Below are 26,314 nucleotides of genomic sequence, written 5' to 3'. Positions count from 1 at the left end.
GGACCCGATCGGCGAGCTGTCCGCCGGCCCGCTGCGGCTGCTGACGGCCAACGAGCCGTGGCCGGGCAGCCGTCGCGCGGCGCTCAGCGCCTTCGGGTTCGGCGGCTGCAACGCCCATCTCATCGTCGAGGCCTTCGACGGCAGCCGTGCGACAAAGGCGTCCCTTGTCACGTCCAGTGCGACAAAGGACGCCTTTGTCGCCCTCGTCTCGGTCGAGACCAGCATCGACGGGTTCCGGGACGCGTTGCTGACCGGGCAGGCGCGCCGGGAGACCCAGCAGGACATCGAGGTTTCCCTGACCGGGCTGCGGTTCCCGCCGCGCGATCTGGCAGAGACGCTGGGGCAGCAGGTCCTCATACTGGAAGTGGCGCGCGAAGCCACGGCGGGCGTGCGGCTGCCGCCGGAGCGCACCGCGGTGCTGATCGGAATGGGGACCGATCCGGAGACCGCCAGGATCCATGCCAGGCAACGGCTCGCCGGTGCCGGGGAGGGAATCTGCCCGCCACTGACCGCGGCGCGTGTCCTGGGCAGCATGGCCAACATCACCGCCAACCGCATCGGCGTCCAGCTCGACCTGACCGGCCCGGCCTTCGCCGTCTGCGCCGAGGAGGCGTCCGGGTCGGTCGCCCTGGAACTGGCCGTCCGGGCGTTGCGCGCCAAGGAGATCGACGCCGCCGTGGTCGGCGCGGTCGACCTGTCCGACGAGCCGGTGCACCGCGCGGCGGCGGACGAGCTCGGCCTGTCCGGGACCCCCGCGGACGCGGCCGTCGTCGTGGTGCTCAAGCGGCTCACCGACGCCCGCGCCGACGGTGACCGGGTGATCGCCCTCGTCGATCCGGCGCCGGCCCGCACCCCTGCGGACCTGGTCGTCGGCGAGGGCGGCGACGTCGATCCGGTCGAGCTCTTCGGGGCACCCCACGCCGCCCGGGGCCTGCTGGGTGTAGCGGCCGCGGCCCTCGCCCTGCGCCATCGCGCCGCTCCCCGGGCCGGGCAACGTGCGGAGCCCCGGCCGGGTATCGGCACCGCCGACGTCGCCACCGCCGTGCTCGACGCACCGCCGCACCGGATTCGGCTGCGCGCCGCGGACGCCGAGCCGTGGTCGCCTGCGCCACCACCCGAGGTGCACGTGGCCCAGCGCGAAACGCCGCTCGGCGGGCAGACGGCTTTCGTCTACACCAAGGGTTCGGCCGCCTACGCCGGCATGGGCGCCGATCTCATGCTCGCCTTCGCCCCACTGTCCGGAATGGACGGTTCGGACCTGGTCGACTGGGTGTACCGCAGCGACGGGCGGCCGAGGGATGCCCTCGACCAGATCCTCGGGGTGGGCTACCTGGCGCGGCTGCACACCCGGATCAGCCGCGAGGTGCTGGGCATCGAGCCGCACGCGGCCATCGGCTACTCCTCCGGGGAGTCGGCCGCCCTGGTGGCCCTGGGCGTCTGGACCGACGTGCCCGCGCTGGCCGCCGACGCGCGGGCCAGCGAGTTGTTCACGCACGAGCTCGGCGGCGAACTTCGTGCCGTGCGGCGGTACTGGGCGCGGCGCGGTATCACGGGCGATCGCTGGGCCGGCATCGTGCTCTCCGCCGATCCGGACGAGGTTCGCGCGCTGATCAAGGACGAGCCCGCCGTCCATCTGACGGCCGTCTGCGCCCCCGGCACCTGCGTCATCGCGGGTGAGCGGAATGCCTGCCAGGCCGTGGTTTCGCGGCTCGACCCGGGTGCCAGCGTCACGATCAACTACGACCTCGTGGCACACGCTCCGGAGGTCGCCGAGGTCCGGGACCGCTGGCACGCCCTGCACCGCCGCCCCACGAATGCCGTGCCAGGCATCCGGTTCTACCGCGGCGCCACGGGAGAGTGGTACCACCCGACCGAGGAGTCGGTGGCCGACGCGCTCACCGAGCAGGCCATCTCGCCCGTCAACTTCCCCGCCGTGATCGAGCGCGCCTGGCAGGACGGCGTCCGGGTGTTCATCGAGCACGGACCCGGCGCCCAGTGCACCGGCTGGATCCGCCGAATCCTCGGCGACCGCGAGCATCTGGCGGTCGCTCTGGACGCGCCGGGAGCCAACGGGTTGAGCTCACTGTCCACTGTGGTCGCCGAGCTGGCCGCCGCGGGTGTCGAGGTTCGTACCGACGCGTTGACCCGGTTCTTCGCGACCCGGTGCGCCGTCCCGAAGGGTGCCACCGTCAGCGTCCCCGCCCGGCTGCCGGCACCGCGAGTGGACACCGCCGAATACGAGGTGATGGAACGCGCGCCCGATCTGGCACCCATGCCGTTGCCCGCCAACGGATCGGCGCCGGCTCGCGGGCCCGCGGTGACGTGGCGGGAGCTGATCACCGCCGCGCACAACCAATTTCTCACCATTCAAGGCGAAGCCCACAACCAGTTCCTCGCTATGCGCGCCGCGGCTGTCCGCTCACTCACCCCTCCCGCGCCCGCACCCGTGCGTCAGCGACCGGGTCCGAAATTTGACCGTGCACAGCTCGAACACCTTGCGGTTGGGCGAATCTCCGACCTGTTCGGCCCGATGTTCACAGCTCAGGATAACTACGTCCGGCAGACCCGGATGCCCGGCCCGCCGTTGCTGCTGGCCGACCGGGTCACCGGCATCGACGCCACCGCCGGCTCCATGGGAACCGGCACGATCTGGACCGAGACCGGGGTCACCGCCGGCGCCTGGTATCTCGACGCCACCGGCCGGATGCCCGCCGGGCTGCTCGTCGAGGCGGGCCAGGCGGACCTGCTGCTGATCAGCTGGCTGGGCGCCGACCTGCACAACCGCGGCGAGCGCGTCTACCGCCTGCTGGGCAGTGAGGTCACCTTCCACACCAGCCCGCCCGCGCCCGGGACGAGGCTCGACTACGAGATCCGCGTCGTCGGGCACGTCGCGCACGGCCCGGTCCGGCTCTTCTTCTTCGAGTACGACTGCCGCAGCGCCGGCGAGCTCGTGCTGACCGTGCGGCACGGCCAGGCCGGCTTCTTCTCCGACGAGGAGCTGGCGAACACCGGTGGCGTGCTGTGGGATCCCGCCGACAGCACCCCACCGCCGGATGCGCCGATCGATCCACCCGCGGTGCGGTGCAGCGCCGATTCCTTCGACGCCGCAGCGGTTCTCGCCTTCACCGAGGGCCGGCCCGACGCGTGCTTCGGCCCGGGCTGGGAGGTTACGCGCGCCGATGTGCGCAGCCCGCGGACCGGCTCCGGGCGCCTGCGCCTGCTCGACGAGGTCACCGCCTTCGACCCGACCGGCGGTCCCCGGGGTCGCGGCTACCTGCGCGCCGACACGGCGATCAGCCCCGGTGACTGGTTCTTCGACGGGCACTTCCACAACGACCCGTGCATGCCCGGCACCCTCATGTCCGAAGGCTGCCTGCAAGCCGTGTCGTTCTACCTGGCCGCGTGCGGGTTCACGGTCGGCCGCGACGGCTGGCGCTTCGAGCCGGTGCCGGGGCGCACCTCGCGGATGCGCTGCCGGGGCCAGGCCATCCCGGGCAGCCGCTCGTTGGTGTACGAGGTCTTCGTGTCCGCCGTGACGGCCGGGCCGATCCCCACCGTGATCGCCGACGTGCTGGTCACCGTCGACGGCGTCAAGGCACTGCACGTCGCGGACTGCGCGGTACGTCTGGTTCCCGACTGGCCCCTCGAACACTGGAAGCTCCTCGGCCCGCCGACCATCCAGCGCACCGCGGATCCCGTGCCGCTCCACCAACTCGGCGGCCTGGCCGGCCACGTCGAGACGAGACCCGTCGCCGAGGTCGCGGGCCTCCGCATGGGCTACGCGTCGCTGCTGGCCTGCGCCTGGGGGCGGCCTACCGACGGACTGGGACCGATGGCCGCGCCCTTCACCGGACCCCGGCGGGGACCGCGGCTACCCGGGCCGCCCTACCACTTCATGAGCCGAATCACCGCGGTAGCCGGCCCGTATCAGGGCATGGCCGCCGGGTCCACTGTGGACGCGGAGTACGACGTTCCGGGCGAGGCGTGGTACTTCGCGGACAATGCCAGCGCCACCATGCCGGTGGCGATCCTGATGGAGATCGCCCTGCAGCCGTGCGGCTGGCTGGGCTGTTACGTGGGCAGCCCCGTGCAGATCGACACGGAGCTGCTGTTCCGCAACCTCGACGGCGACGTGCGGATATTTCGGGAAGTCCGGCCGCGGACCGGAATCGTCCGCACCCGGGCGGAACTCACGGCGGTGTCCCACATCAACGGGATGATCATCGAAACGTTCGCGATCGAGTGCTCCGCGGACGGCGCGCCGTTGCTCGCCGGCACCACCGTTTTCGGCTACTTCTCGACAACGGCCTTCGCTGAGCAACCCGGCCTGCCGCCCACACCCGCCGAACGTGCCCAACTGGCCGAGCCGGGCCCAGTGCCGGACGCCGACCGGAGGCCGCACCTCGCGGGTCCGATGCTGCGGATGATCGACCGGATCACCGGCTACTGGCCCGACGGTGGCACAGCGGGCCTCGGCCGGGTGCGCGCCGAGAAGGACGTCGATCCCGGCGCCTGGTTCTTCAAGGCCCATTTCTTCCAGGACCCGGTGATGCCCGGTTCCCTTGGCGTCGAAGCAATGTGCCAGCTCCTGCGGTGGTACATGATCGACCGCGGAGTCGGCGCCGGCCTGCCCGATCCCCGGTTCGAACCGGTCGCCCTGAACGAGCCGCTGACATGGACCTACCGCGGCCAGATCGTCCCGACCGACCGCCTGATCACCATCGAGCTGGATGTCCTCGAGATCCGCGGCACAACCGCCTTCGCCACCGCCTGGCTCTGGGTCGACGGCCGCCGCCTCTACTGCCTGGAAAAGTTCGGCATGCGGGTGGTCACCGACCGGCGTTAGCGCGTGTTTCGAAGCCGCGGTGCGGGCACGGCGGGGAAGCAACGTGACGTCGCTTTCCCTGGAAGCGGCACGTGCGGCGCACCGGTCCGGCCTCGATGCGGGATGGTGCACCGCCGGTCAGCACTTCGAAACACTCGTTAGGCCGAAGTTGTGAATGATCAACTGTTTGCGCATCAGGCCTGAGCTGGGCAGGCGATCTCCAGCGGCGCGAGGAAAGCGTCCTTGGTCACCCTGGGCGTGAGGAAGGACGCGTTTGTCACGCTCGGCCCACAGCCGACGAGCAGGCGCGTTGCTGTAGCCAGCAGCACCATTGCTTCTGGCTACAGCAACCGGCTTGATCGACACGTTTTCGCAGGTGAACCACCGAAGATCTACGCAGAGTCACAGCAACTTCGGGTTAGCGCTCGAGCAGCCGGTCGATCTCGGCGAGTTGGGCCGGTGTCAGTGGGCCGGCGGCCAGCGCGCCGGCATTGTCCTTGGCCTGGGCCGGGGTGCGGATGCCGGGGATCGGGACCGTGCGCGGGCTGCGGGCCAGGATCCAGCCCAGCGCACCCTGGGCGAGCGTGCGACCGGCACCGGTCAGGACGTCCCGGATGGCGTCGAGGCGGCGCAGAAACTCCGGCGACGGGCGCCCATCCTGGAAGTACGCGACCCATGTCTGCCCGCCCGTGCCCCGCACGTCCCGGGCCGCCAGCTGGGAGTCCCGGCCGTACTTTCCGCCGAGCAGGCCCATCGCCAGCGGAGCCCGGTTGATGCTGGCCAGATCGTGCTTGTCGCAGACGGCCAGCATGTCCGGGGCGTCCTCGAACACGTTGAGCACGTGCTGGGTGGCCGCGCAGTGCGGGCCGGCGGCGAACGCGGCGGTCTTGCCCGGATCGTCGGTGCTCCACCCGTAGCCGCGGATCAGCCCACTGTCCACAAGCGACTCAAGGGTGGCCAGGATGTCGTCGACCTGCTCCGGCTCCGCGTCACAATGCAATTGGTACAGGTCGATCCGGTCGGTGCCGAGCCGATCCAGGGACGCCTGGCAGGCCGCGCGGATGTAGCCGGCGGAGGTGTCCGTTCCGATCCGTGTGCGCGTCGCCTCGTCGAAGGTGTTGCCGAACTTCGTGGCGATCACCACCTCATCCCGGCGACCGGCCAGCGCACGCCGGAGCACCCGCTCGCTGTGCCCCGCGCCATACGTGTCCGCCGTGTCGATCAGCGTGACACCGAGGTCGAGCGCCTGGCGCACCGCGGCGACCGACTCGTCGTCATCGACCTCGCCCCACCCCGCCTCCCGGCCGCGCGCGCTGAACGGCCCCCCGATCGCCCACGCCCCCAAACCCGATCGCGCTCACTTCGATACCACTACGACCCAACACCCTCATAGCCCAGCAGTCTGCCGCCTGGACCGCACTCCAGGTCAAACCGGCGGCCCACACCGCGACGGGTCCACACCTGGCGCCACTGGCTAGCCAGGCGCACCTACCAAGGTCGGGATGGAAGGCTCACCGTGTTCGGGACAGCCGGCCGGTCAGGGGAAGGGATCCTCGTGGCGATGGGGAAATGGCCGCAGGTGGGTGTCGAGGTCGAGGTTGTGCTGGTAGCTGGACAGGTCGGTGGGGGCGAAGATCGTGATTCGGAGCAGGTGGACGTTGCCCGGATTGATGTGGAGCGCCAGGCCGCGGCGGAGCCAAAGGTGGCAGCCGCCGGTGAGAGTGAGGCCGTCGAGGTCGAGGTCGAGGTGGGTGTCCGGCGGGCCGAGGGCGTCGAGCAGGGCGGGCATGCTCAACCGGCCTGGGGGTGGGTAAGCGGCGTCGAGCATCCGGACGGGGGCGGCCTCGGTGGTGGTAGGCCCGAAAGGCGGGGCGTCGAACCAGATGCGGATGCCGTCGGCGAAGCCGGTCAGGGGGATGGCGAGGAAGTCGCAGGGGCCTGCGCCCAGCCAGCCTCGGCCGAGGGTGTCGGGGAGCGGGCCGGGTGTCGCGGTCAGGTCGCCCACCCGGCAGCCGGCGGGCAGCGGGCCGAGTGCCTCGTAGCGCCGGTCGGACAGGGCGCGCAGGAGGGGAGCGACTGGTGAGCTCATCGACTGCCTACGGCGCGGCGCGGATCAGCTGAGTCTGACCACGGAAGAACGCCGCGTACAGGTTTCGGATGCCGGTGACGTCGGCCAGCCGCATCGCCTGATCGTGCGCCGGATAGCGACGGAAGCGCGGTTCGGGCACGGTGTTCGGGTCGAACGGGAGCGCGGCGTAGGCGGCGCTCTCGACCCTGGCCCGCAATGCCGGGTCGGTGACCCGTGGTTGCACCCGCGGCCACACCGTCTCCGCGAGGAGGCACGCCACGCCCTCGACGAGGGTGTTGTACTGCTCGGACTCCGCACCGGCAAAGCTCATCGCATAGGTCCGGTACGCCGGGTGCATGAGACTGTGCATGTACTCGTGAATGGACACCTGGAACATGTCCCAATACTGGCGCCGCTGCTCGAGGGCGTTCGACGCGCGGAACCGCTGCAAGTAGACAGTGCCCGGCCGCTGCATTCCATCCCAGCCCCGGTAGATATCCATCAGCCGCCGCAGTTTCGTCGCGTCGTTGGTGATGGTTGTCCGGATGCGGTCCAGAATCGTCGCCTCCGCTTCGCGCTCCCCCGGGCTCACCTGCGTGCGGCTCGGAATGGCGCCGTGGACCCGGTTGATGTCCGCCAGCGTCTGGTCGGAGACCATGAGGTGTTTCAGCCACCCCTGCATCCTGGTCTTCTGTTGTTCCGGTGTCATGTGGGAGAGCGCCTGCTCGGCGTCCTCCCACCAGTCCTTGAGGTTCCCCGTGGTGAACGCCGGTCCGGATGCGTAGCCGCCGAAGACGTGGTCCGCCTCGGCCTTGGCGGCGTTGGCGATCTCCAGGAACCGGGACATCGGGTCGACCCGTGCCGGGTCGCGGTGCGCCGCGGTGCTTCGCGGGGCGCCGTAGTGCGCGTGCAGTTCGTTGATCATCTGGTCGACCCTGGTCCGCACCCTGGTCTCGTAGTCCGCGGGGGTGCCGGGCGGCCGGCGGTGGAAGTCCGGCGGCCGGCCGCCGAGGCCAAGCTGCCGGGGTGGGGTGAGAACCTGCTTGATGCGCTCCTGCTCGGCGGCGTCTGGCACGTGCGTTCCGGACATCGGTGCCGCACCGGAGACATCCGAGGCGAACAGCGCGTACCGGACCTGGTTGAGCACCTCGGCGCATTCCCCGCGGCCCGCCGCGTTGTAGGCAAGGCGCGCGCCCTCCAGGTCCCGCACAGCCAGCTGCTGTTGAGCGGGATCCAGCACCATCAGCCACGCGCGCACGGTCAGCACCGCGTCCTGCCAGGTCACCGGCCCTTCCACGAGTTCGCGGATGCCCGGAACCTGCCAGGTGTAGGCGAGGGCCGGCACCGGCCGGTGCGCCCGCAGATAGGTCTTGATCTCCACCTGCTGGGCCGGCGGGAGATCGGCGGGGAAGCGTACCCGGCACATGTCACCGCGGTTGATGGCCGTGAACGCCACCGAGAGCCGGCTCGACCCGTAACCGGCCGTGGCGCTCCAGTTCGCGCGGAGCGTGTTGCGCTGGCCGGGACCGATGGCGTCGAGGACTTCGAGCAAGTGCACCATCCACAGCCCGTTCAGCAGGCAGAACGCGTCCCGGAAGTGGCCGGCCGCGATCGCGCGGTTCACCTTCTCGACCGGGGTTCCCGGCACGACGTAGGCGCCGGAGCCATTCACCCGGCATTCCTCCAGCACCTGCCCGGCCTGCTGGCGCTGCACCGCCGGCGACCCGCCTCCGGCCAGAAGCCGTTGCACGGCGCGATTTCCTGCGGAGCGCTGAAGCTGGGCCAGCGAGTTGGCCGGCGGTTGCGAGCAGCGCTGCCGCCGGACCGAACGGGTATCCGGACCGGCAGTCTCGAAAACCGGACGTGACAACGGGCCAAGCCCTCCCGTCGACGACTGAGGTCGACCCAGCATCCGACACCGGCGACGCGGCCGTAACATACGCTCGGCAATTCTGCCCATCCGGGCAACGGAAACTGCCCCCGCGAAGATCACGTCCTGCGAACTCGGCGCCGTAGTGGTTCTTGTCCGCGATCTGTGCAGCCGTGTCGCGCGTTGGCGTAGTCGTGAACTGCGTCAGCTGATCCCGTCAATCTGAACAGTTTGGACCGAGCCGGCCGGGAACGGGACCGGGAGCAGCTTGGCGTTGGGACGGACGTCGGTGCGCTGGGTGTAGCGGTCGGTGCCGGCGGGCACGGTGGTCCACCGGGGAACCGTCGTGCTGGGCACGGTGGCGAACCGGGACAGGTCGAACGTGATCGTCTGTGCCGCACCGGTGTTGGCCGCGACCAGAACCAGCCGGCGCGCGGCCGGGTCGTAGGCCGCGACCGCGATGTCGCCGCCGGTGCCGAGGATCCGCATGCCCGGGCGGATGTGCCGGGTGAACTGGGCGAGGACGAAGAGCTTGGTCCGCACCGCGCCGGCCTGCAGCGTGTTCGGGTCGTAGCTGATCAGCGCCCAGTTCGGGTTGGGGTCCATCACCTGCCAGAACACCCAGGCCGTCGGGTGCAGCCAGCGGAAGTCCAGCAAGATGTTGCGCGCCAACGAAAGGCCGGTGCCGTCGTTGTCGCCGGTCTCCGAGTTCCACAGGATCTTGCCGGCCGCGTGGACGTCGTTGTACAGCAGGTCGCGACGCCCGCCGGAGCCCTGGTAGCCGTGCACGTTGAACTGGTTGACCAGGGCGCGGGTGGCCGGGTCGAAGCTGGTCCAGGTGGCCCGGCCGACGTCGTAGTTGGTCTCGTCGGAGGCCGAGACGAGGGTGCCGGTCAGGCCGCGCAGGTTCAGCTCGTTGCGCAGGTGCGCCAGGATCGTGCGCTGGATGGCGGGATCGATGTGGCAGCCCTCCTGCGTGCCGTCGGCCCGCCACCAACTCGCCGACGGTTCGTTGAACGCGTCCACACTGCGGAACGTGACGCCCCAACTCGTCCGGGCCCGCTGCGCCACCGAGGCGAGGTGCGTGGCGTGCTGCCGGTAGTTCCACGACTGGAGGTTGTTGCCGCCGTCCGCCGCGCCGGACGGGTTGTGGTTGAGGCACATCCACCACATCGGCGAGTTGGCGAACAGCTCGCTGATCGCGCCGCGCTGGGTGGCCTTCACCAGCGCCGCGCGCTGCCGGGCGTCGGCCGACCAGTTCCACGCCGCCGAGTTCGGGTCCTCATTGGACCAGTCCTGCCAGTAACCCTCGATCTGCTTGAACCGCGGGATGTTGGGCGACGCGACCATCCGCTGGCCCTGCACCGTGTTGAAGCTGCACGCGCCCAGGTTGTAGCGGGCGATGGTCAACCCGAGCCCGGGCAGCGGGGTGCCTTGATAGGTCACGGTCCTGGTGGTGAACCACAGGTCCGCGAGGTCGTCCCGGTCCCCGAACACGGTGGCCCACCAGGCCAACGAGGTGCCCCAGCCCTCCCAACGTCCGAAATCCGCGCCCGGATCGACCGCCACGGTCACGTCCGCCCGGGCCGGGCCGGCTACAAGTGCGGTGCCGGCCACGGCTGCACCGCCCGCGACCAGCACCGTTCGCCGCTTCACCATGAAGGATCGGGGCTCCATCGCTCCTCCGCGCAGGGTACGAAGAGATACGGGAAACCGCTTTCCTCCCCTGAAGGCGATGGTACGTCAGGACACCGGCCGGCGCCACGATCCGCCGGAGCGCGACCAGGACCGGGTCTCAGAGCGCCTGGAAGGCCAGGCTGATGCCGGGTGCGCCCTCCAGCGGCCCGATGTAGGAGATCCCGAAGCTGCCGCGGTCCGGGTAGTTGACCTTGATGACCAGGTCCTCCCGGACCAGGACGAAGTGCGCATTGGGGTCCTCCTTGTCGGCCAGCACGCCATAGTTGCGACCGACAGTTCCGTCGGTGATCGCGAAGAGTGCCTTGTAGACCTGGTTCTTCTGGGCCTGGCGAGCGTTGTCGGCCCATTCCTCGAGCTGCTGCAGACCGCTGTCCAGCTTGAGGTTCGTGTCGCCGTTCAACATTCTCGCCTCCGGTAGTTGGTTTTTTGAAGCTACTAATAGAGTAAACCCAGTTGGTTTCTTCACGCAACCTTATGGCTTCTTCTATCGTGCTCGTTCCCCGAACGAATAGAGCACTAAATAAGATGCCCAGGCCCCTATGCGACGTGTAAGGCCGACGATCACAAGCTCGCCACCATGTTGGCGTCTCGCGTGGCCATGTTGGCGCACCACGTCGCTGTGTTGGCGTCTGACGTAGGTGTGTTGGCTGGTGACGACGCCACCGGACACCGCTGACGGCAACCCCGACCCACCTTCGGCCAACACGACGACGCCCCAAGCCAACGCAGCGATGCCACGGGCCAACATGGCAACGTCAGGGGCCAACACGCCGAACATCAGAGTCAGTCAGGAGGCGCGACATGGCCCGGATCACCTGCGACGACCAGACCGCGGCAGCGTTCAAGGCGGTCCGTGAGGTTCCGCGAGACGGGCTCGGGCACTGGCGTGACGCGATCCGACGTCACCTCAACCCGATGCCCGGGATGACCGTGGCCGACATCGGCGCGGGGACCGGCGCGTTCGCCGCCGCCTTCAGCGACTGGTTCGGCCTCAGCATCCTCGCGGTCGACCCGTCGGCGGCGATGCGGGCCCAGATTCCGCGCCGGCCGGGCATCCAGGTGCTGGGGGGCGACGTCAGCGCCCTCCCGCTCCGGACGGCTCGGCGGACGGCGCCTGGCTGTCCCTCGTGATCCACCACATCCCCGACCTGGAAGCCGCACAGCCCGGGCCCCAGAACCAATTGGCTCGACCTCCTGGTTCTGCGCTGAGGTTCCTGATATCCCCGGCGGCGTCCACGTTCACGGGTCCCCGCAACGCCGCCGGCACGACCTACATCGCCCGGCCCGGTGCGCCGTGATCCTGGTGCCGCACTGAAATCGCGGGCGATCAGGTCGTCCAGCGCGGTGAGGGTCTCGGGCTCGGCCGGTGCGCCCGGGGCAACAGCGGGCGGCACCTGCTGTGGGTTGATCCGGCCCGCGACCTGGTCGTCGCCTCGCACTGGGGCGACGACCCCGGACGGTTGATCGCCGACGTTTCCGCCGCCATCCCTAGTAGATGTACTCGTTGAGGGTCTTGCCGTCCTCGTATTCCCCGCCCCGTACGCCGAAAGCGACGGGAACGCTCATCCGCGTCCCGCTGGTGATGGGGTGCACGGCGTGCAGGACCCGGTCTCCGGCGATGACCACCAGGGCGCCTTGCCCGGGGGTCAGGGTTTCGGTCTGGTTCGCATAGGTGAGTTCCAGGGCGCCGCCCTCGCTGGCGACGGCAGGGTACATCAGCGCGGTGAACGGGCAGCGGTCGTAGTGCGGTTGATGTGAGTCGCCGGCGCCGTAGATGTTCACGTTCACGACGACTTTCTCGTCGCTCCAGGGTTCGAGTTGCTCGTCCGCGAGCGTGGAGACGAGGGGCAGCAGGCGGGACTGGTAATCCCAGATGTCCGGCATGGCGTCGCGTATCTGATCACCGGTTATCACGGCCCGCTTCAGTGGGATTCCGTCCACCGGCGGGCGTTCGACTTTCGGCACGTCATGACCGGACAGATAGTCGTGAACGGCGTTCGCCATCCTGCGGCACTCGTCTTCGGACAGGTAGTCGTCGAGTACGCAGAACCCCTTCTCTCGCAGGATTCCGGGCGGCGGCTGTGCGGACAATTGAACGTCCTTTCCCGGTGAAATATACGACCGGATCCGATATTACCGTGCACCGGCGCCGGTGTGGCGGTCGTTGAGAATGATCGCGACCGGGCCGGCGGTGGTGATGGTGGAGGTGGTGGTGCCGACGACCAGACCGAGGAGCATGGCCAGGGCGAAATCAGCCAGGGAACCGTCACCCAGTACGAGCAGGGCGGTGAGGACGAACAGGACGCCGATACCGGTGTTGATGGTGCGCGGGAGCGTTTGCAGTATCGCGGTGCCGACCGTTCGGGGGAGCGGGTTGCCCGGGCGGCGGGCGCGCAGTTCGCGGACGCGGTCGAACACGACGACGGTGTCGTTGACGGAATAGCCGATCACCGTGAGCAGGGCGGCCAGGAACACGCCGTCCATCGTTTTGCCGAGCCAGGTGAAAATGCCGAGGACCAGGAGCACGTCCTGGGCCAGCGCGACGACGGTGGCGAGGCCGAGGCGCCAGTCGAACCGGATCGCGAGGTAGGCCAGCTGGGCGACCACGGCGACGCCGAGGGCGATCAGCGCGTTGGTGCGCAGCTCGGCGCCGAGGCTGGGGCCGATCTGCTCGTCGCGCAGCACGGTGGCGGCGCCGGTGGTGCCCGCGACGGCGGTTCGGATCCGTTCGGCGGCCGGCTGGTCGAGGGGCTCGGTGCGGACGGTGACGGCGGTGTCCCCGGAGGACTGGACGATGGCGCGCGGGAACCCGGCGTCCGCGACGGCCGTGCGCACCTGCCCGGGGTCGGCGCCGGCCGGGACGGTGTACTCGAGGATCCGGCCGCCGGTGAACTCGACGCCCAGGTTCGGGCCGACGATCACCAGGCCGGTGAGGGCGACCAGCACGGCCACGACCGCGCCGGTCAGCCAGCGGCGCGGGCGGGCCAGGAAGTCGGGGTCGCGCCGGTTGACCCAGCGCCGCACCCGGCCCTCGTGGGTGAGGCCGCTCGGCGCCGGGTGCGCGCCCAACCCGGCGCGGGCGGCCAGGTGCAGCAGCACCCGGGTGAGCACGAGCGTGGTGAACAGGGCGGCCAGCACGCCGACGGTCAGCGTGACGCCGAAGCCGCGGACCGGGCCGGACGCCAGCCAGAACAGCAGCCCGGCGGCGAGCAGCGTGGTGATGTTGGAATCCACGATCGCCGACAGCGCGCCGCGGTAACCCTTGTCCAGCGCGCGATCCAGCCGCAACCGGCGTTCTTCCCGGGTCCGTTCGAACACCAGCACCGTGGCGTCCACGGCCATGCCGATGGCGAGCACGAACCCGGCGAGCCCGGGCAGGGTCAGCGTGGCGCCGATGGCCAGCAGTGCCGCGTAGGACACCGCCGCGTAGCCGAGCAGGGCGAGCACCGCGATCGCCCCGGCCAGCCAGTACACGACCATGAGGAACAGCGCGGTGAGCGCGACCCCGATCACCGCGGCCCGCGCGCTGTCCTCGATCGCGGCGGCGCCCAGCGTCGGGCCGACGGTGCGCTGCTCGACGATGTCCACCGGCACCGGCAGCGCGCCCGCGTTGATCAGCAGCGCCAGCTCCCGGGCCTCGGCCTGAGTGAACTGGCCGGTGATCTGCATCCGGTCGCCGATCATCCCGACCCCGCAGCGCGTCTCCGGTTCCACCTGGGGCGAGGAGATGATCTTGTCATCGAGCACGATCGCGATGCGCCGCAACGGATCCCCGGGTGCGGCGCACGCCGCCTGTGCGGTGAGTCGCTCCCACGAGCGGGCGGCCGAGCTGGTGAACTCGACGGCCACCGTCCAGCCCGGCCCGGCCTGCGGGTTGGTGGCGGGGCGGGCGTCGGTCACCCCGTCGCCGGCGAGCGCGGCTGGGCCGATGGGCAGCTGCCGGCCGGACTCGCCGGGCAGGGTCCGGCCCTCGGCGGCCACGACGGGGTGGAAGCTGAGTTGCGCGGTGCGGCCGATCACCTCGATGGCCTCGCGGGGATCCTGCACCCCGGGCAGCTCCACGATGATCCGGTTCTCGCCGGAGCGGGCCAGCAGCGGCTCGCCCACGCCCAGCGCGTCGACCCGCCGGCGCACCGCCTCCACGGTGCGGTCGGTGGCCGCCGCGTCCGCCGTGACGGTGGGTGAGTCGTGGGTCTCGAGCACGATTTGGGTGCCGCCGCGCAGGTCCAGACCCAGGCGCGGGGCGACGGTCAGCAACAGGTAGACGGATGCGGCGAGGACGGCGAGCGACACCAGGGCGCGCCCGAGCAGGCCTCGCCGCGCGGCGGTTTTCCGCGGCACGGCAATGACTCCTTCAGAATGTGGGGAATGGCAAGGAAACGAGTTAGAGATCCACTTGCCGGTGCGGAGGAGCCCGCATCCCCACGGCGCCGCGACGCGCCATATACCGCGTGGTGATCTCGCCGGCGGGCACCTCGCCCAGCCGGGCCAGCGTTACCGCCGGGGTTCCGCCGGGAACGGCGCCGGCCGGCAGTTCCGCCACGCACACCAACGAAGGCTCGGCGACGGGCCGCCCGACCGCCCGGGACGGCGCCATACCGTCAATTCGCGCGACACCCACCGTGTCGGCCGAATCCGGTGCGGCCGCGACATCGTGCACCGGAAGGAGAACCGGCACCCCGAGCAGGGCGGCCAGCAGCGCGAGCAGGGCCAGCCGCCCCAGCCGTCGCGCCACGCCGGTCGATGCCATCACCAGCACCCTACGCGGCACTTCGTGACCATGTTGGCGTCTCACGCCGCTCTGTTGGCGCGCCACGTTGCTGTGTTGGCTTCTGGCGTGGCTGTGTTGGTCGGTGACAGCGACGCCGGGCGGATCTGGCGGCGACCCCACCGCGCATGCGACCAACATGGCGACGCCACAAGCCAACATGACGACGCCAGAGGCCAACACACCGAAACGCGACGGGCGCTCGGGCTGGCGTTCAGGGCCTGGTCGCGGCCAGCCGCTCCACCATGCCCGCCTTGAGCCGTTGCTGTTCCTGGATCACGAAACCGGCCTGCTCCACGAGGGGGAGGGGCCGGCGGGTCTGGTAGTCCCCGAGCATCCGCACGGTCAGCTTCTCGAGGAGCCGCTGGCCGAGATGGATCAGCTTGTGGTGGCTGCCGATGTGGTCGAGCAGCAGCAGGGTGCCGCCCGGCCGCAGCACCCGGTGCATCTCGGTGATCGCCGCGCGCTCGTCGGGAAAGCCGCACAGACCGAGCGTGCACACCACCGTGTCGAAGGAGGCGTCCGGAAAGGGCAGTGCCTGGGCGTCCCCCTCGCGCAGGTCGATCTCCCGCCCCAGCTCGGCCGCCCGGGCCCGGGCGATGTCCAGCATGGCCGGGCTGAGGTCGATTCCGCTCAACCGCACCGATTCCGGGTAGAACGGCAGGTTCCGTCCGGTGCCCACCGCGACATCGAGCACCTCGCCGTGCGCCCGCGAGCAGACCCATTCCCGCCCGCCGCCGAACTGCACCCGCTCGAAGAAACCGATGTCGCGGTCGTACCGCGGCGCGTACTTGTCCCACTTGGCGCGCAGGTGTTCCGGGGTCATCGGGTCATCCCTTTCTCGGCACCAGGCCGTGAGTGATCAGTCCGGCGAGGGTGGCGGCGACCGTGTCCGGATCGGCCGGGGGCTGGTCACCGGCGGGGTCCCAGTGCAGGTGCACCGCCCAGAGCACGCACGTCTCCACGATCGTGCGGGCGATCAGCGGCGCCGGCCCGGGCAGGCGCAGATTCCGCCGCCGCAGGTACTCGGTGAGCGCCGCGACCTGACCCGCCCGGCCCTGCCCGAACCACACCTCGGCCAGCTCGGGCAGCTCCGCGGCACAGCGGTCCACCAGCTTGATGCTCACCCGGTGCCGCGCGAGCCGCCGGTACAGATCGACGACGATCTCGGACAGCTCGTCGGCATCGGGCCCGGTAGCCGGCTCGGACAGCGCCCGCACCAGCCGAAGCTGGGTGGCCTCCCGGTGCAGCCGCTCGGCCACCAGCGCGGCGAGCTCGCCCGGCGCCGGGGTCCGGACGGGCAGCTCGCCGGCGGCCGGGAGGGGTTCGACACCGTCGGCAAACCGCAGCGCGGCCCCCAGCAGCGCGGCCTTGCTCTCCACGTAGCCGTACACCGTTCCCTTCGCCACCCCCAGCACGTCCGCGACGTCCTGCATCTGCGTGCGCCCGTACCCCTCAACGATGAAGATCCGGATCGCGGCCGCCAGAAGCTGGCCGAACCGCTCAGCAGGACGACGTCGAGCCACACGCGTCAGAATAACTGACCGACCAGGTCAGTCAAGTGTCAGGACCGGACCAGACGGGCGATTGCGGCGCTGGCTTCGGTGATCTTGTCCTCGGCGTTCGTGCCGCCGGCGTTGACAGCGTCGGTGACACAGTGTCGGAGGTGCTCGTCGAGCAGCGCGATGGACACCGACTGGAGGGCCTTGGTCGCGGCCGAGATCTGGGTGAGGATGTCGATGCAGTACTCGTCGTTGTCGATCATCCGCTGGAGGCCGCGGATCTGGCCCTCGATCCGGCGCAGGCGGCGCTGGTAGCCGTCCTTGTCCTCGGTGTAGCCGCGCATGCTGGTGCTCCTGTCGATATATGCTCTGTCTCCTTTGTACCCGGTAGGGGTATAGGGTTCAAGGTTGAGGGCTGGGCGCCTTCTTGCTTGGTGCCGTATCCCGGTCCGTCGAATCTCTCGTTACAAGGGGTAACGTAGCGCCGGGCATTGTGATCAGAGGGCACCGGCAGTCGTTGCGGTGTCGGCTGCGGCATGGACGGTCTGGGTCCCCGGCGTTGCGCTGTGGTTCCGGTGGCAGGTCGGGCGGGACACAGGCTTACCTGCTCGACCGCGCCCGGCGGTTCCGGGCGCGCGGACCTTCCGTTGATCCTGCTTGGCGGCATCACCCGCAAGGACAGAATGGACTTGGCGAGCAGCCGAGCACCGTCACGCGGACTGTGCGGTGGGCGGGGCGGTGTCGGTGCCGGGAACCGCCGGGCGGATCTTCATCCAGCTGCCGATGCGGCGCGCCGCGGCGAGGCTGGCCCAGGAGGTCAGGTCGATCAGCGCGCGGTCGTCCGGGTGCTCGGCGCGGAAGCGGTCCAGCAGCCCCTGGTCGATCTGGTACGAGGCGAGCGCCGTGAGCAATGCCAGCCGCCCCGCTGCGCGCACCTCGGCGGGAAGCACGCTGACCGCCTCCTCCACCCAGGCACGGCTCGGCCCGACCGGCCGTCCATCCCAAGTAGACAGACGAGTCAATACCAGCTCCCGCACCTCGTCCGGTACCGAGCGCCGGCCCGCCGCTTCGATCGCGGCGGCACCCCGCGCGTACGCCCCGGCGATCGCGGGGTTTCCGGCGGCCCAGCGCAGATCCACCGGCAGCGGCGCGTCGGGCAGCAGGTCGAGCGAGGCGCCCGGCTGCGGGCCCCGGGCCTCGGCCAGCTTGATCAGCCAGACCAGGACCCGGCGCACCACGCCGAGCGCGACGGCCGGCGCCTTCGGGGGCATCGGCCGCTCGCCCAGGAAGATGTTGACCATGCGGTTGAGGTACTGCAGGACGACCGCCGTGCCGACCATCTCCGGGGCGTGCTCGACCGGGAACGGCACCGGGTGGCCGGCTCCGGTGTCGGGTGAGCCGTTCGCCGTGGCCCAGTCCGCGGCCGCGCGCGCCGCCGGGTCCGGGATCTCGCCGTCCCGGTAGCCCACCAGGTTGTCCAGCATCGAGGAGTGCATCGTGATGCAGAACGGGCACTCGTTGCCCTCGGAGACCGCGGTGGAGACGGCCTCCAGCTGCGCGCGCGGCACCGGCCCGGGGACCAGGTAGGTCTCCCGCAGCATCATCCAGGCGGCCGCCAGCACGTCGGGGGAGGACGCGTGCAGCGCGATCGGCGGCGCGAGCACGCCGAAGTCCCGCTCGAGCTCCCGGTAGATCCGGCCCACGTACTCGTCGGCCGCTCCATACGCCACCGCGCGAACGTGCCGGACCTGCACCGTGGAGAGCCCGCGCAGGCCGGTCCGTACCAGTGATCCCAGCATGGGTCAGGCCAGTTTCTTGAGGCCGGCGCCGGTGAGCAGGTAGGCGGGGGCCACGGTGCCGGCTTCCGCCCGGACCAGGTCGGCCACCGCGTTGCCGGCGATCTCGGGCGTGAGGGTGGGGCCGAACTGCTTGAGGAAGTCCTCGATGGACATGCCGGCGGCGGACGCGTAGGCATGGGCGGCGGAGCGGCCCAGCTCGGTGTCGGGGGACATGCGGGGCAGGATCGTGGTGAACGTGATGTCCAGGCCGAGCTGGTCGGCCTCGCCCTGGGCGTAGCAGGTGATGATCTTCTGGGTGGCGTTGGTGCCGGCGTAGCCGCCGCTGAGCGGGGAGCCGGCGATGGCGGCGCCGCTGCTGAACACGACGACCCGGCTGCCGGGACGCAGCGAGGTGAGGAGGATCTCGCGCAGCCAGTGGAACGTGATGCGGACGTCGGTGTGCCAGTTGACCGAGAACGTCTCCCACGTGTGCTGCCGCAGCGGCCGCATGTGCGGCGTGGCACCGGCCACCAGGATGATGTTCCGCGGCTCGTAGCGGTCGATGAGCGTGGCGGGCACGGTGGCCTCGCCGGCGTCGGCGATCTCGGGCTGGATGCTGCCGGAGCCGTTGCCGATTTCCGGGAAAGCGGCGGCGGTGCGGGATACGGCGATCACCGGGGCGCCGGCTTCGGCCAGGGCCGTGGCGATTCCGCGGCCCAGGCCGCGGCTGGCGCCGACGACGATCGTGGTCCGGCCGGACAGGTCGCTCATGATGCTCTCCAAGGCATTTTCGTTGCTCACCCGGTCGCGCCCGCCGACCAGGGTGGCTGGGCGGCGGGCGGCTGTGGGAACAAGGTCAGGACTTCTTGAACCTCGTGCCGTTCCAGTGGTTGTCGCCGGCCACGTGCGCATCCTCTTTGTCGTACTCGTCCTTGATGCGCCACCAGTCCCACGGGTGCTCGAGCTGGGCTTCCTGCCGGCCCAGGTGGGTGATGTCCAGGTAGTTGTAGAAGTTCTTGAAGATCTCGCCGCCGCGGTCGTAGACCGAGTAGGTGTGGAACACCTCGCCGTCGTCGTTGCGGATGAACGCGCTGACGCCGGGCGACTCACCCTTGTCCGAGGAGACCTCGAAGTCGTAGTTGAAGTCGCTGCCGAACGAGGAGTGCCACGGAATGGTCCACCCCATCCGCTTCTTGAACGCCTGGAACTCGTGCACCTCGGCCCGGGAGACCAGGACGAGCGAGGTGTCCCGCGCCCAGATGTGCTCGAGCGCGCCGATGCTGTCGGTCTGCATGGAGCAACCGGGGCAGCCCACCGTGTTCCCCGGAGCCCACATGAAATGCCGGACGATGAGCTGGCGGCGCCCGTCGAACAGGTCGAGCAACGTCAACTCGCTGCCGTCATCCGCGGTGAACCGGTAGTCCTTTTCTATCTTGACGGCCGGCAGCGCCTGGCGCGCCGCGTGGATCTCGTCGCGCGCCTTGGTGACTTCCTTCTCCCGCTCCAGCAGCTCCAACCGCGCCTCCAACCATTCTTCTCGGGAGACGACTTTCGGAAAACTCATGGAATCTCCTCAGGGCTGTGCGATGCTCACGCGGCGCGGTGCCGCTCCTTCAGGCTGCGACGTTCGATCTTGCCGATCGGAGTCTTGGGAATCTGGTCGATGAACTCGACCTGCCGGATCTTCTTGTACGGCGCCACGCGTTCGGCGACGAAGGCCATGATCTCCTCGGCCGTGACCGGCTCCCTCGCGACCACGAAGGCTTTCGGAACCTCGCTGGCCTGCTCGTCCGGCACCCCGATCACCGCGCCGTCGGCGATCTTCGGGTGCGTCAGGAGGACCGCCTCCAGCTCCACCGGAGACACCTGCTGGCCGTTGTACTTGATCAGCTCCTTGATCCGGTCGACGATGAACAGCTCGCCCTCGTCGTCGACGTAGCCGAGGTCGCCGGTGTGCAGGAAACCGTCCGGCTCCAGCACGTCCCGGGTGGCCTCCTCGGCGTTCAGGTACCCCTTCATCACCTGCGGGCCGCGGAGCAGGATCTCGCCGTTCTGGTTGGGTTCCAGCTCCGCGCCGATGCTCACGTCGACGATCTTCACGTCCACCCCGGGCGCGGCCACGCCGACCGAGGCCGGCTTGTCCGGGTTGCCGGACTGCATGAACGACACCATCGCCTCGGTGAGGCCGTAGCCCTGGCTGATGTCGCAACCGATGCGCTCGCGGACCGCGCGGGCGATCCGCGGGTCGAGCGTGGCGCCACCGGACACAATGGACTTCAGCGACGAGACGTCGTACTTGTCGACCAGCGGGCTCTTCGCCAGCAGGACGGCGATCGTCGGCACGATGTACAGGCGGGTGATGCGGTGCTCCTGCACGGCTTTCAGGAACGCCTCGGGCTCGAACCGCGGCATGGTCACCAGCGTCACGCCCTGGAACAGGCTGGCGTTCATCATCATCGACAGACCGAAGGCGTGGTGGAACGGCGGCACGGCCAGCGCCTTGTCGCCCTCCTCGCCGGTGGGGATGACGAGGCTGGTGAGGAACGCCTTCGCGATCATGCTGCGGTGCGTGTGCATCACGCCCTTGGGGAAACCCGTGCTGCCGCTGGAATGGAGCAGCGTCACCACGTCGTCGGCCGGATCGACGGTCGGGTCGGGCACCGGGCCGTCGGTGTACAGCGTGGAGAACGGCGTCGCGCCGTCCGCCTCGCCGAGCACGAAGATCTCCTCGACGCTCGTCCGGGCGGTCAGCTCCGTCGCCTTGCCCACCTCGGCCGGCACGGTCACGATCAGCCGTGCTTTGGCCTCGTTGAGCCGAGCGGCCAGATCGTCCACTGTGTCCAGCGGGTTGAGCACGACCACCGTGCCGCCGGCCAGGGCGGCGGCGTGGAAGGCGATCGGGAACTCGGGCACGTTCGGCGCGAGCATGGCCAGCACGTCACCCTTGCCGAAACCGCGGGCGGCGAGGCCGGCGGCGGCGCGGCGCACCGCGGCGGCGAGCTCCGCGTAGGTGTACGCGTTGTTGCCGTTGAGGTCGACGGTCGCCACCGCCGCGCCGTACCGCTCCGCGTGCCGCAGCACGAAGGACGTCAGCGAGGTCCCGGGGATCTCGACGCTCGGGCCGCTGAAAATCATCAGGCCACGTCCCGCTTGTACGTCTCGACACCCGGCCGGAAGCTGCGCTTCTCGAACTGCTTGAGCGCGACGTTGATCCACTCGTTGCTGGTCAGCCGGGCCAGCTCCCACAGCTTCGCCTGGTCGTAGTCGATGGCCTCGGGCAGGTCCAGGTGCGTGGTGCGCTCGTAGACCTCCTTGGCCAGCCGCAGGGTGACCGGGTTCTTGTTGACGATCTTGCTGACGATCTTGTCGGTCACCGCGTCCAGCTCCTCCGCCGGCACGGCCTTGTTGACGAACCCGAACTCCTCGGCCTGCTTACCGGTCATGGTGTCGCCGGTGAGGATGTAGTAGAGGGCCTGCTTGCGCTGCAGGTTGTGGGTCGCCGCCCAGGACGCGCCACCGGCCGGGAAGATCCCGAAGTTGATCTCGGAGAGGCCGAACTTGACGTGCTCAGCGGCCACCGCGAGGTCGCACAGGCCGGTCACCTCGAACCCGCCGCCGAACGCGTAACCGTTGACCTTGGCGATGGTCACGGCCGGGAACGCCTTGAGCCGCTGGAACCACTTCAGGGCCACCAGGTTCGTCGTGTAGAACAGCATCGGGTCGTTGTACGGCCGCAGGAAGCACTCTTCCAGGTCCATTCCGGCGCTGAAGCTGTCACCGACACCGGTAATCACGACCGCCTTGACGTTCCCGTCGTCCTCGATCGCGTCCAGGGCCTTGTGCATGTCCTGGTGCAGCTGCGGGCTCATCGCGTTCTTCTTGTCCGGCCGGTTGAAATAAATCGTGGCCGTCGGCCCGTCGATCTCGACGTTCACCGTTTCGAACGTGATCATGTTATTGGCCTTCTTTTCCTCTAGACGACGTACACGCACACAGCTATTGACGCTTGACCCGAAGCATCTCATGATCCACATCCGCGGGGCTTCTTTCAGCGTGCCGGATTGGCCGCGTGGGCTGGCCGCCCGGGAAACGGCCTGGGAGAGTAGGGTCGTCGGTCGTGTCGACGGAACTGCCGGAGTGGGTGCCCGCGGACATCGACCTCCAGCGGCCGAACGCGGCGCGGGTGTACGACTACCTCCTGGGCGGCGCGTGCAACTTCGAGGTCGACCGGAGATTCGCGCACAAGCTGCTCGAGACCGCGCCGGAGTCGGAAGCGATACTCCGGCACAATCGGGCGTTCCTCGGCCGCGCCGTGCGGTTCTGCGTCGAGCAGGGGGTTCGGCAGTTTCTCGACCTCGGTTCGGGAATCCCCACGGTCGGCAACGTGCACGAGATCGCCCAGCGGGGGGCGCCCGGGTGCCGCGTCGTCTACGTCGACAACGAGCCGATCGCCGTCGCGCACAGCGAGCTGATGCTCGAGCACGACGAGAACACCGGCGTGGTGCTGGCGGATCTGCTGGACGTCGACACCGTGCTCGGCTCCGAGCCGGTGCGGCAGCTGATCGACTTCAGCCGGCCGGTGGCCGTGATCCTGGCCGCGGTGCTGCACTTCGTGCCGGACGAGGCCGGCCCGCACGCCGCGGTGGCGCGGTACGTCGAGGCCATGGCGCCGGGCAGCTTCCTGGTGCTCTCCCACGGCGCGGACACCGGGCAGGAGCGGTACCGGACGGTCCGGCGGATGTACGACCAGAGCAGCACCCCGGCCGCGGTCCGCACCCGCGAGCAGATCGAGGCGTTCCTGACCGGCACCGAGCTCGTCGAGCCGGGCCTGGTCTGGACCACGCACTGGCGACCGGAGCTGGCCATCCGGCCCGCCCCCGAGCCGGAAGTGATCTACGCCGGCGTCGGCCGCAAGCCCGGAGTGCGATAAACGGGGCCTGTGAACCGACCCCGCGCGGGTCGGTTCACAGCGGGCCCCGCCGAAACCGCCGTGTGCGGGGTTAGCAGCCGGTGGTGTCGCCGCCGAGGCCGTCTTGCACGTTGATGTTGTCGGTGCCGACGCCGCCGGTCATGGTGTCGCTGCCCTGGGTGTCGAGCAGGGTGTCGTTGCCTTCCTGGCCGTCGAGGTCGTCGTCGCCGGGGCCGCCGTAGATGTGGTCGTTGCCGTTGTCGAACAGGCCGAGTAGCGATCCGAGGAAGGTTTCGCCGTAGTTGGCGTCGTTGCCGGCCTCGCCGTAGAGGGTGTCGTCGCCGTTGCCGCCGCCCACCTGGAGGACTTCAGCCAGGCGCAGGAGCATTGGAAGCCGCGGAGTCAACAGTCTGCCTGTTTCGACGGCCTTTACCCAGTCGGCAGACTTACCGACCAGACCCCCGAGCACAGGTCGGGACATACCGAGTCGCTCACGGTGACGCTTCAACCGATCACCGAACGGCACAGAGTCACCAACCATGACGCACCACCTCTGCCGAGTGGTACCTGGCCTTGCCGCCCCGGCCCGTCGACCGGGGGCTTGTCCTCGGCGAGAAGGTCATAGTCGGGGTGGTGTCCTGAAGGCGTCCTTCGGGACGCTCAATGCCCCGAAGGACGCCTTCAGGGCATACATCGCACCCCTCAGCCGGGCGGTGGGCAGCCACAGGACTGGCGGAGAACGAGCTGTGGCTCCAGGCGGATCGTGACCGGGCGGCGGTCCGGTTGGGTGATCCGTTCGAGGAGGAGACGGACGGCTTCCACGCCGATCTGGTAGACGGGTTGGGCGATCGTGGTCAGCGGGGGGGAGACCAGGTCGGCCCAGGGGAAGTCGTCGAACGCGGCGAGGGCGACGTCGCCGGGCACGTGCCGGCCGGCGTCGCGTAGTCCGCGGAGCGCGCCGAGGGTCATCAGGTTGTTGCCGATGATGATTGCGGTGGGCGGGTCGGGGAGGGCGAGCAGGCGCTCCACCGCGGCCCGGGCCGGCTCGACCTGGGAGGTGCCGCAGACCTCGAGCGCCGGGTCCTGGTCGAGGCCGGCGCGGAGCAGGCCGACCCGGTAGCCGGAGACCCGTTCCGCCGACGTGGACAGCCCGACCGCGCCGCTGATCATGCCGATCCGCCGGTGGCCGTGCTCGGCCAGGTGCCCGACCAGGGCCGCGGTGGCCTCGGTGTTCTCCACGCCGACCTGGTCGAGGCCGGCGGGGACGAACCGGTCGATGAGGACGGTCGGCACGCCGGCCGCGGTCAGGTGCGGCAGTCCATGGACGGCCGCGCCGGCGGACGGGGCGATGATCATCCCGTCCACCCGGCGTTCGTGCAGCGCCCGGACGATGCGCAGCTCGTGCTCGGCGTCGTCGAGGGTGTCGCCGAGCAGCAGGGTGTGCCCGTACCGGCCGGCCTCGCCCTCGATCGCGTGCACCAGCTCGTTGAAGTACGGGTTGGTGATGATCGAGATGCACAGGCCGAGGGAGTTCGTGCTGGACCGGACGAGGGCGCGGGCGATGGTGTTGCGCGAGTAGCCGAGCGTGCGGATCGCGTCGTGCACCCGGGCGACGGTCTCCGGGTTGACCGGGCGGGTCTCGTTGAGCACGTGCGAGACCGTGGACACGGACACGCCGGCGAGCCGGGCGACGTCGGACATCGTGGCCACGGCCACCCCCTTAACTGGCGCTACGCCATCGAGCCAAAAGAAACACAGCGGACGGCAACAGTAGCGCAATCGTTCGCGCAAACGCTTGCGTGACCGGCTACCAGCGCTTACTGTCTACCGTCATCGTCGGTTAACACGCGCCGGACTGACCCAAGGAGGGGTCGATGAGCAACCAGATGTCCCGAGGTGTCCGGGTGGTCGCCGCCGCGGCCGCGGTCGTGCTGCTGGTGGCCGGGTGCGGTGATGCGAGCTCCGGCGGCTCCGGGTCCGGGGGTGGCCAGGTGACCGTCGGCCTGATCACCAAGACCGAGACCAACCCGTTCTTCGTGAAGATGAAGGAGGGCGCGCAGAAGGAGGCCGACGCCAAGGGCATGAAGCTGATGACCGCGGCGGGGAAGTTCGACGGCGACAACGCCAGCCAGGTCACCGCGATCGAGAACATGGTCGCCGCCGGCGCCAAGGGCATCCTGATCACCCCGAGCGACACCAAGGCGATCGTCCCGGCGATCAAGAAGGCCCGCGACAAGAGCGTGCTGGTGATCGCGCTGGACACGCCGACCGATCCGCAGAGCGCGGTCGACGCGCTGTTTGCCACGAACAACTTCGACGCGGGCGTGCTGATCGGAAAGTACGCCAAAGCGACGCTGGGCAGCACGCCGGCCAAGATCGCCACCCTGGACCTCGCGCCCGGGATCACGGTGGGTGTGTTGCGGCACAACGGTTTCCTGTCCGGCTTCGGGGCCGCCACCGTGGACGCCAACGCCACGGCGCAGGTGGGCGCGCCGAACGTGGTGTGCAGCAACGACACCCAGGGCGACCAGGCCAAGGGGCAGACCGCGATGGAGAACTGCCTGCAGAAGGCGCCCGACATCAACCTGCTCTACACGATCAACGAGCCGGCCGCGCTCGGCGCCTACACCGCGTTGAAGGCCGCCGGCAAGGAGAAGGACGTCACGATCGTGTCCGTCGACGGCGGCTGCCCGGGCGTGGAGAACGTCAAGAAGGGCATCATCGGCGCGACGTCGCAGCAGTACCCGCTCAAGATGGCCGAGATGGGCGTCGAGGCGATCTCCGAGTTCGCCAAGTCCGACGCCAAGCCCGAGCCGACGGCCGGCAAGGACTTCGTCGACACCGGGGTCACGCTGATCACCGACAAGCCGGTCGACGGGGTCGAGTCGAAGGACAC

Annotated in this window: 22 protein-coding genes; 4 read left to right on the top strand and 18 right to left on the bottom strand. The window is 69.8% G+C overall.

What is annotated here, in order from left to right; translation table 11 throughout:
• Positions 1-4,846, top strand: a 4,846-nt coding sequence (locus VGR06_RS42655; protein WP_327564970.1) for a beta-ketoacyl synthase N-terminal-like domain-containing protein, incomplete at its 5' end; no start/stop codon positions are given.
• 397 nt (positions 4,847-5,243) lie between these two features.
• Here VGR06_RS42655 and VGR06_RS42650 read toward each other — a convergent pair.
• From VGR06_RS42650 to VGR06_RS42630, 5 genes are all read right to left on the bottom strand, one after another.
• Positions 5,244-6,170, bottom strand: a complete 927-nt coding sequence (locus VGR06_RS42650; protein WP_327564969.1) for an aldo/keto reductase — start codon at positions 6,168-6,170, stop codon at positions 5,244-5,246.
• 192 nt (positions 6,171-6,362) lie between these two features.
• Entirely contained in the window at positions 6,363-6,914 is a 552-nt protein-coding gene (locus VGR06_RS42645) for a hypothetical protein (RefSeq protein ID WP_327564968.1), read from the bottom strand.
• A gap of 7 nt (positions 6,915-6,921) precedes the next feature.
• Positions 6,922-8,643, bottom strand: a complete 1,722-nt coding sequence (locus tag VGR06_RS42640; protein ID WP_327564967.1) for a hypothetical protein — start codon at positions 8,641-8,643, stop codon at positions 6,922-6,924.
• Positions 8,644-8,967: 324 nt separating this feature from the next.
• Positions 8,968-10,422: a glycoside hydrolase gene (locus VGR06_RS42635; protein ID WP_327564966.1), complete on the bottom strand. Its 1,455-nt coding sequence runs from the start codon at positions 10,420-10,422 to the stop codon at positions 8,968-8,970.
• 136 nt (positions 10,423-10,558) lie between these two features.
• Complete coding sequence (locus VGR06_RS42630; protein WP_327564965.1) at positions 10,559-10,864, bottom strand: DUF6235 family protein; 306 nt, start codon at positions 10,862-10,864, stop codon at positions 10,559-10,561.
• Between the two features lie 398 nt (positions 10,865-11,262).
• Between VGR06_RS42630 and VGR06_RS42625 the strand changes: the two genes are divergently transcribed.
• A complete protein-coding gene (locus tag VGR06_RS42625) occupies positions 11,263-11,592 on the top strand; it encodes a methyltransferase domain-containing protein (protein ID WP_327564964.1) in 330 nt (109 codons plus the stop codon).
• Positions 11,593-11,949: 357 nt separating this feature from the next.
• Here VGR06_RS42625 and VGR06_RS42620 read toward each other — a convergent pair whose 3' ends face one another.
• From VGR06_RS42620 to VGR06_RS42570, 11 genes are all read right to left on the bottom strand, one after another.
• Entirely contained in the window at positions 11,950-12,552 is a 603-nt protein-coding gene (locus tag VGR06_RS42620; RefSeq protein ID WP_327564963.1) for a 2OG-Fe(II) oxygenase, read from the bottom strand.
• 42 nt (positions 12,553-12,594) lie between these two features.
• Positions 12,595-14,802, bottom strand: coding sequence for a protein translocase subunit SecD (gene secD, locus VGR06_RS42615; RefSeq protein ID WP_327564962.1), 2,208 nt, complete (start codon positions 14,800-14,802; stop codon positions 12,595-12,597).
• 43 nt (positions 14,803-14,845) lie between these two features.
• Positions 14,846-15,211 carry a hypothetical protein gene (locus tag VGR06_RS42610; RefSeq protein WP_327564961.1) on the bottom strand — a complete coding sequence of 122 codons (366 nt, stop codon included), beginning with the start codon at positions 15,209-15,211 and terminating at the stop codon, positions 14,846-14,848.
• A gap of 232 nt (positions 15,212-15,443) precedes the next feature.
• Positions 15,444-16,055, bottom strand: a complete 612-nt coding sequence (locus VGR06_RS42605; RefSeq protein WP_327564960.1) for a class I SAM-dependent methyltransferase — start codon at positions 16,053-16,055, stop codon at positions 15,444-15,446.
• A gap of 4 nt (positions 16,056-16,059) precedes the next feature.
• Complete coding sequence (locus tag VGR06_RS42600; RefSeq protein ID WP_327564959.1) at positions 16,060-16,755, bottom strand: helix-turn-helix domain-containing protein; 696 nt, start codon at positions 16,753-16,755, stop codon at positions 16,060-16,062.
• Between the two features lie 38 nt (positions 16,756-16,793).
• Positions 16,794-17,075 (bottom strand): metal-sensitive transcriptional regulator, encoded by a 282-nt coding sequence (locus VGR06_RS42595; protein WP_327564958.1) that lies wholly within the window; start codon positions 17,073-17,075, stop codon positions 16,794-16,796.
• A gap of 366 nt (positions 17,076-17,441) precedes the next feature.
• On the bottom strand, positions 17,442-18,530 hold the full coding sequence (locus tag VGR06_RS42590) for a carboxymuconolactone decarboxylase family protein (RefSeq protein WP_327564957.1): 1,089 nt from the start codon (positions 18,528-18,530) through the stop codon (positions 17,442-17,444).
• A gap of 3 nt (positions 18,531-18,533) precedes the next feature.
• Positions 18,534-19,280, bottom strand: coding sequence for an SDR family oxidoreductase (locus VGR06_RS42585; RefSeq protein ID WP_327564956.1), 747 nt, complete (start codon positions 19,278-19,280; stop codon positions 18,534-18,536).
• Between the two features lie 85 nt (positions 19,281-19,365).
• Positions 19,366-20,073 carry a DUF899 domain-containing protein gene (locus VGR06_RS42580; RefSeq protein WP_327564955.1) on the bottom strand — a complete coding sequence of 236 codons (708 nt, stop codon included), beginning with the start codon at positions 20,071-20,073 and terminating at the stop codon, positions 19,366-19,368.
• A 26-nt stretch (positions 20,074-20,099) separates the two neighbouring features.
• Complete coding sequence (locus VGR06_RS42575) at positions 20,100-21,644, bottom strand: AMP-binding protein (RefSeq protein ID WP_327564954.1); 1,545 nt, start codon at positions 21,642-21,644, stop codon at positions 20,100-20,102.
• Positions 21,644-22,462, bottom strand: a complete 819-nt coding sequence (locus tag VGR06_RS42570) for a p-hydroxycinnamoyl CoA hydratase/lyase (RefSeq protein WP_327564953.1) — start codon at positions 22,460-22,462, stop codon at positions 21,644-21,646. The genes VGR06_RS42575 and VGR06_RS42570 overlap by 1 nt, the downstream gene beginning before the upstream one ends.
• 164 nt (positions 22,463-22,626) lie before the next feature.
• Between VGR06_RS42570 and VGR06_RS42565 the strand changes: the two genes are divergently transcribed.
• Positions 22,627-23,439, top strand: a complete 813-nt coding sequence (locus VGR06_RS42565; RefSeq protein ID WP_327564952.1) for an SAM-dependent methyltransferase — start codon at positions 22,627-22,629, stop codon at positions 23,437-23,439.
• 70 nt (positions 23,440-23,509) lie between these two features.
• Here the strand turns inward: VGR06_RS42565 and VGR06_RS42560 are convergent, their stop codons facing one another.
• Positions 23,510-23,959, bottom strand: a complete 450-nt coding sequence (locus tag VGR06_RS42560; protein WP_327564951.1) for a helix-turn-helix transcriptional regulator — start codon at positions 23,957-23,959, stop codon at positions 23,510-23,512.
• A gap of 161 nt (positions 23,960-24,120) precedes the next feature.
• A complete protein-coding gene (locus tag VGR06_RS42555) occupies positions 24,121-25,119 on the bottom strand; it encodes a LacI family DNA-binding transcriptional regulator (protein WP_327564971.1) in 999 nt (332 codons plus the stop codon).
• Positions 25,120-25,292: 173 nt separating this feature from the next.
• On the opposite strand from VGR06_RS42555, the gene VGR06_RS42550 reads away from it, so the two are divergent.
• Positions 25,293-26,314: sugar ABC transporter substrate-binding protein (locus tag VGR06_RS42550; RefSeq protein WP_327564950.1), on the top strand; the 1,022-nt coding region annotated here is incomplete at its 3' end.

This window comes from Actinophytocola sp. (assembly GCF_036002505.1).
Lineage (GTDB): Bacteria > Actinomycetota > Actinomycetes > Mycobacteriales > Pseudonocardiaceae > DASYTH01.
The sequence above is the reverse complement of the archived record's forward strand: the minus strand, read 5'-3'. Positions and strand labels throughout refer to the sequence as shown.

What these genes read in the sequence shown, in the direction of transcription:
- VGR06_RS42575 (WP_327564954.1), bottom strand. Translation starts at nt 21,644, where the DNA reads ATGATTTTCAGCGGCCCGAGCGTCGAGATCCCCGGGACCTCGCTGACG.
- VGR06_RS42585 (WP_327564956.1), bottom strand. Translation starts at nt 19,280, where the DNA reads ATGAGCGACCTGTCCGGCCGGACCACGATCGTCGTCGGCGCCAGCCGC.
- VGR06_RS42630 (WP_327564965.1), bottom strand. Translation starts at nt 10,864, where the DNA reads ATGTTGAACGGCGACACGAACCTCAAGCTGGACAGCGGTCTGCAGCAG.
- VGR06_RS42570 (WP_327564953.1), bottom strand. Translation starts at nt 22,462, where the DNA reads ATGATCACGTTCGAAACGGTGAACGTCGAGATCGACGGGCCGACGGCC.
- VGR06_RS42635 (WP_327564966.1), bottom strand. Translation starts at nt 10,422, where the DNA reads ATGGTGAAGCGGCGAACGGTGCTGGTCGCGGGCGGTGCAGCCGTGGCC.
- VGR06_RS42590 (WP_327564957.1), bottom strand. Translation starts at nt 18,530, where the DNA reads ATGCTGGGATCACTGGTACGGACCGGCCTGCGCGGGCTCTCCACGGTG.
- VGR06_RS42560 (WP_327564951.1), bottom strand. Translation starts at nt 23,959, where the DNA reads ATGGTTGGTGACTCTGTGCCGTTCGGTGATCGGTTGAAGCGTCACCGT.
- VGR06_RS42580 (WP_327564955.1), bottom strand. Translation starts at nt 20,073, where the DNA reads ATGAGTTTTCCGAAAGTCGTCTCCCGAGAAGAATGGTTGGAGGCGCGG.
- VGR06_RS42595 (WP_327564958.1), bottom strand. Translation starts at nt 17,075, where the DNA reads ATGCGCGGCTACACCGAGGACAAGGACGGCTACCAGCGCCGCCTGCGC.
- VGR06_RS42555 (WP_327564971.1), bottom strand. Translation starts at nt 25,119, where the DNA reads ATGTCCGACGTCGCCCGGCTCGCCGGCGTGTCCGTGTCCACGGTCTCG.
- VGR06_RS42645 (WP_327564968.1), bottom strand. Translation starts at nt 6,914, where the DNA reads ATGAGCTCACCAGTCGCTCCCCTCCTGCGCGCCCTGTCCGACCGGCGC.
- VGR06_RS42625 (WP_327564964.1), top strand. Translation starts at nt 11,263, where the DNA reads ATGGCCCGGATCACCTGCGACGACCAGACCGCGGCAGCGTTCAAGGCG.
- VGR06_RS42610 (WP_327564961.1), bottom strand. Translation starts at nt 15,211, where the DNA reads ATGGCATCGACCGGCGTGGCGCGACGGCTGGGGCGGCTGGCCCTGCTC.
- VGR06_RS42605 (WP_327564960.1), bottom strand. Translation starts at nt 16,055, where the DNA reads ATGACCCCGGAACACCTGCGCGCCAAGTGGGACAAGTACGCGCCGCGG.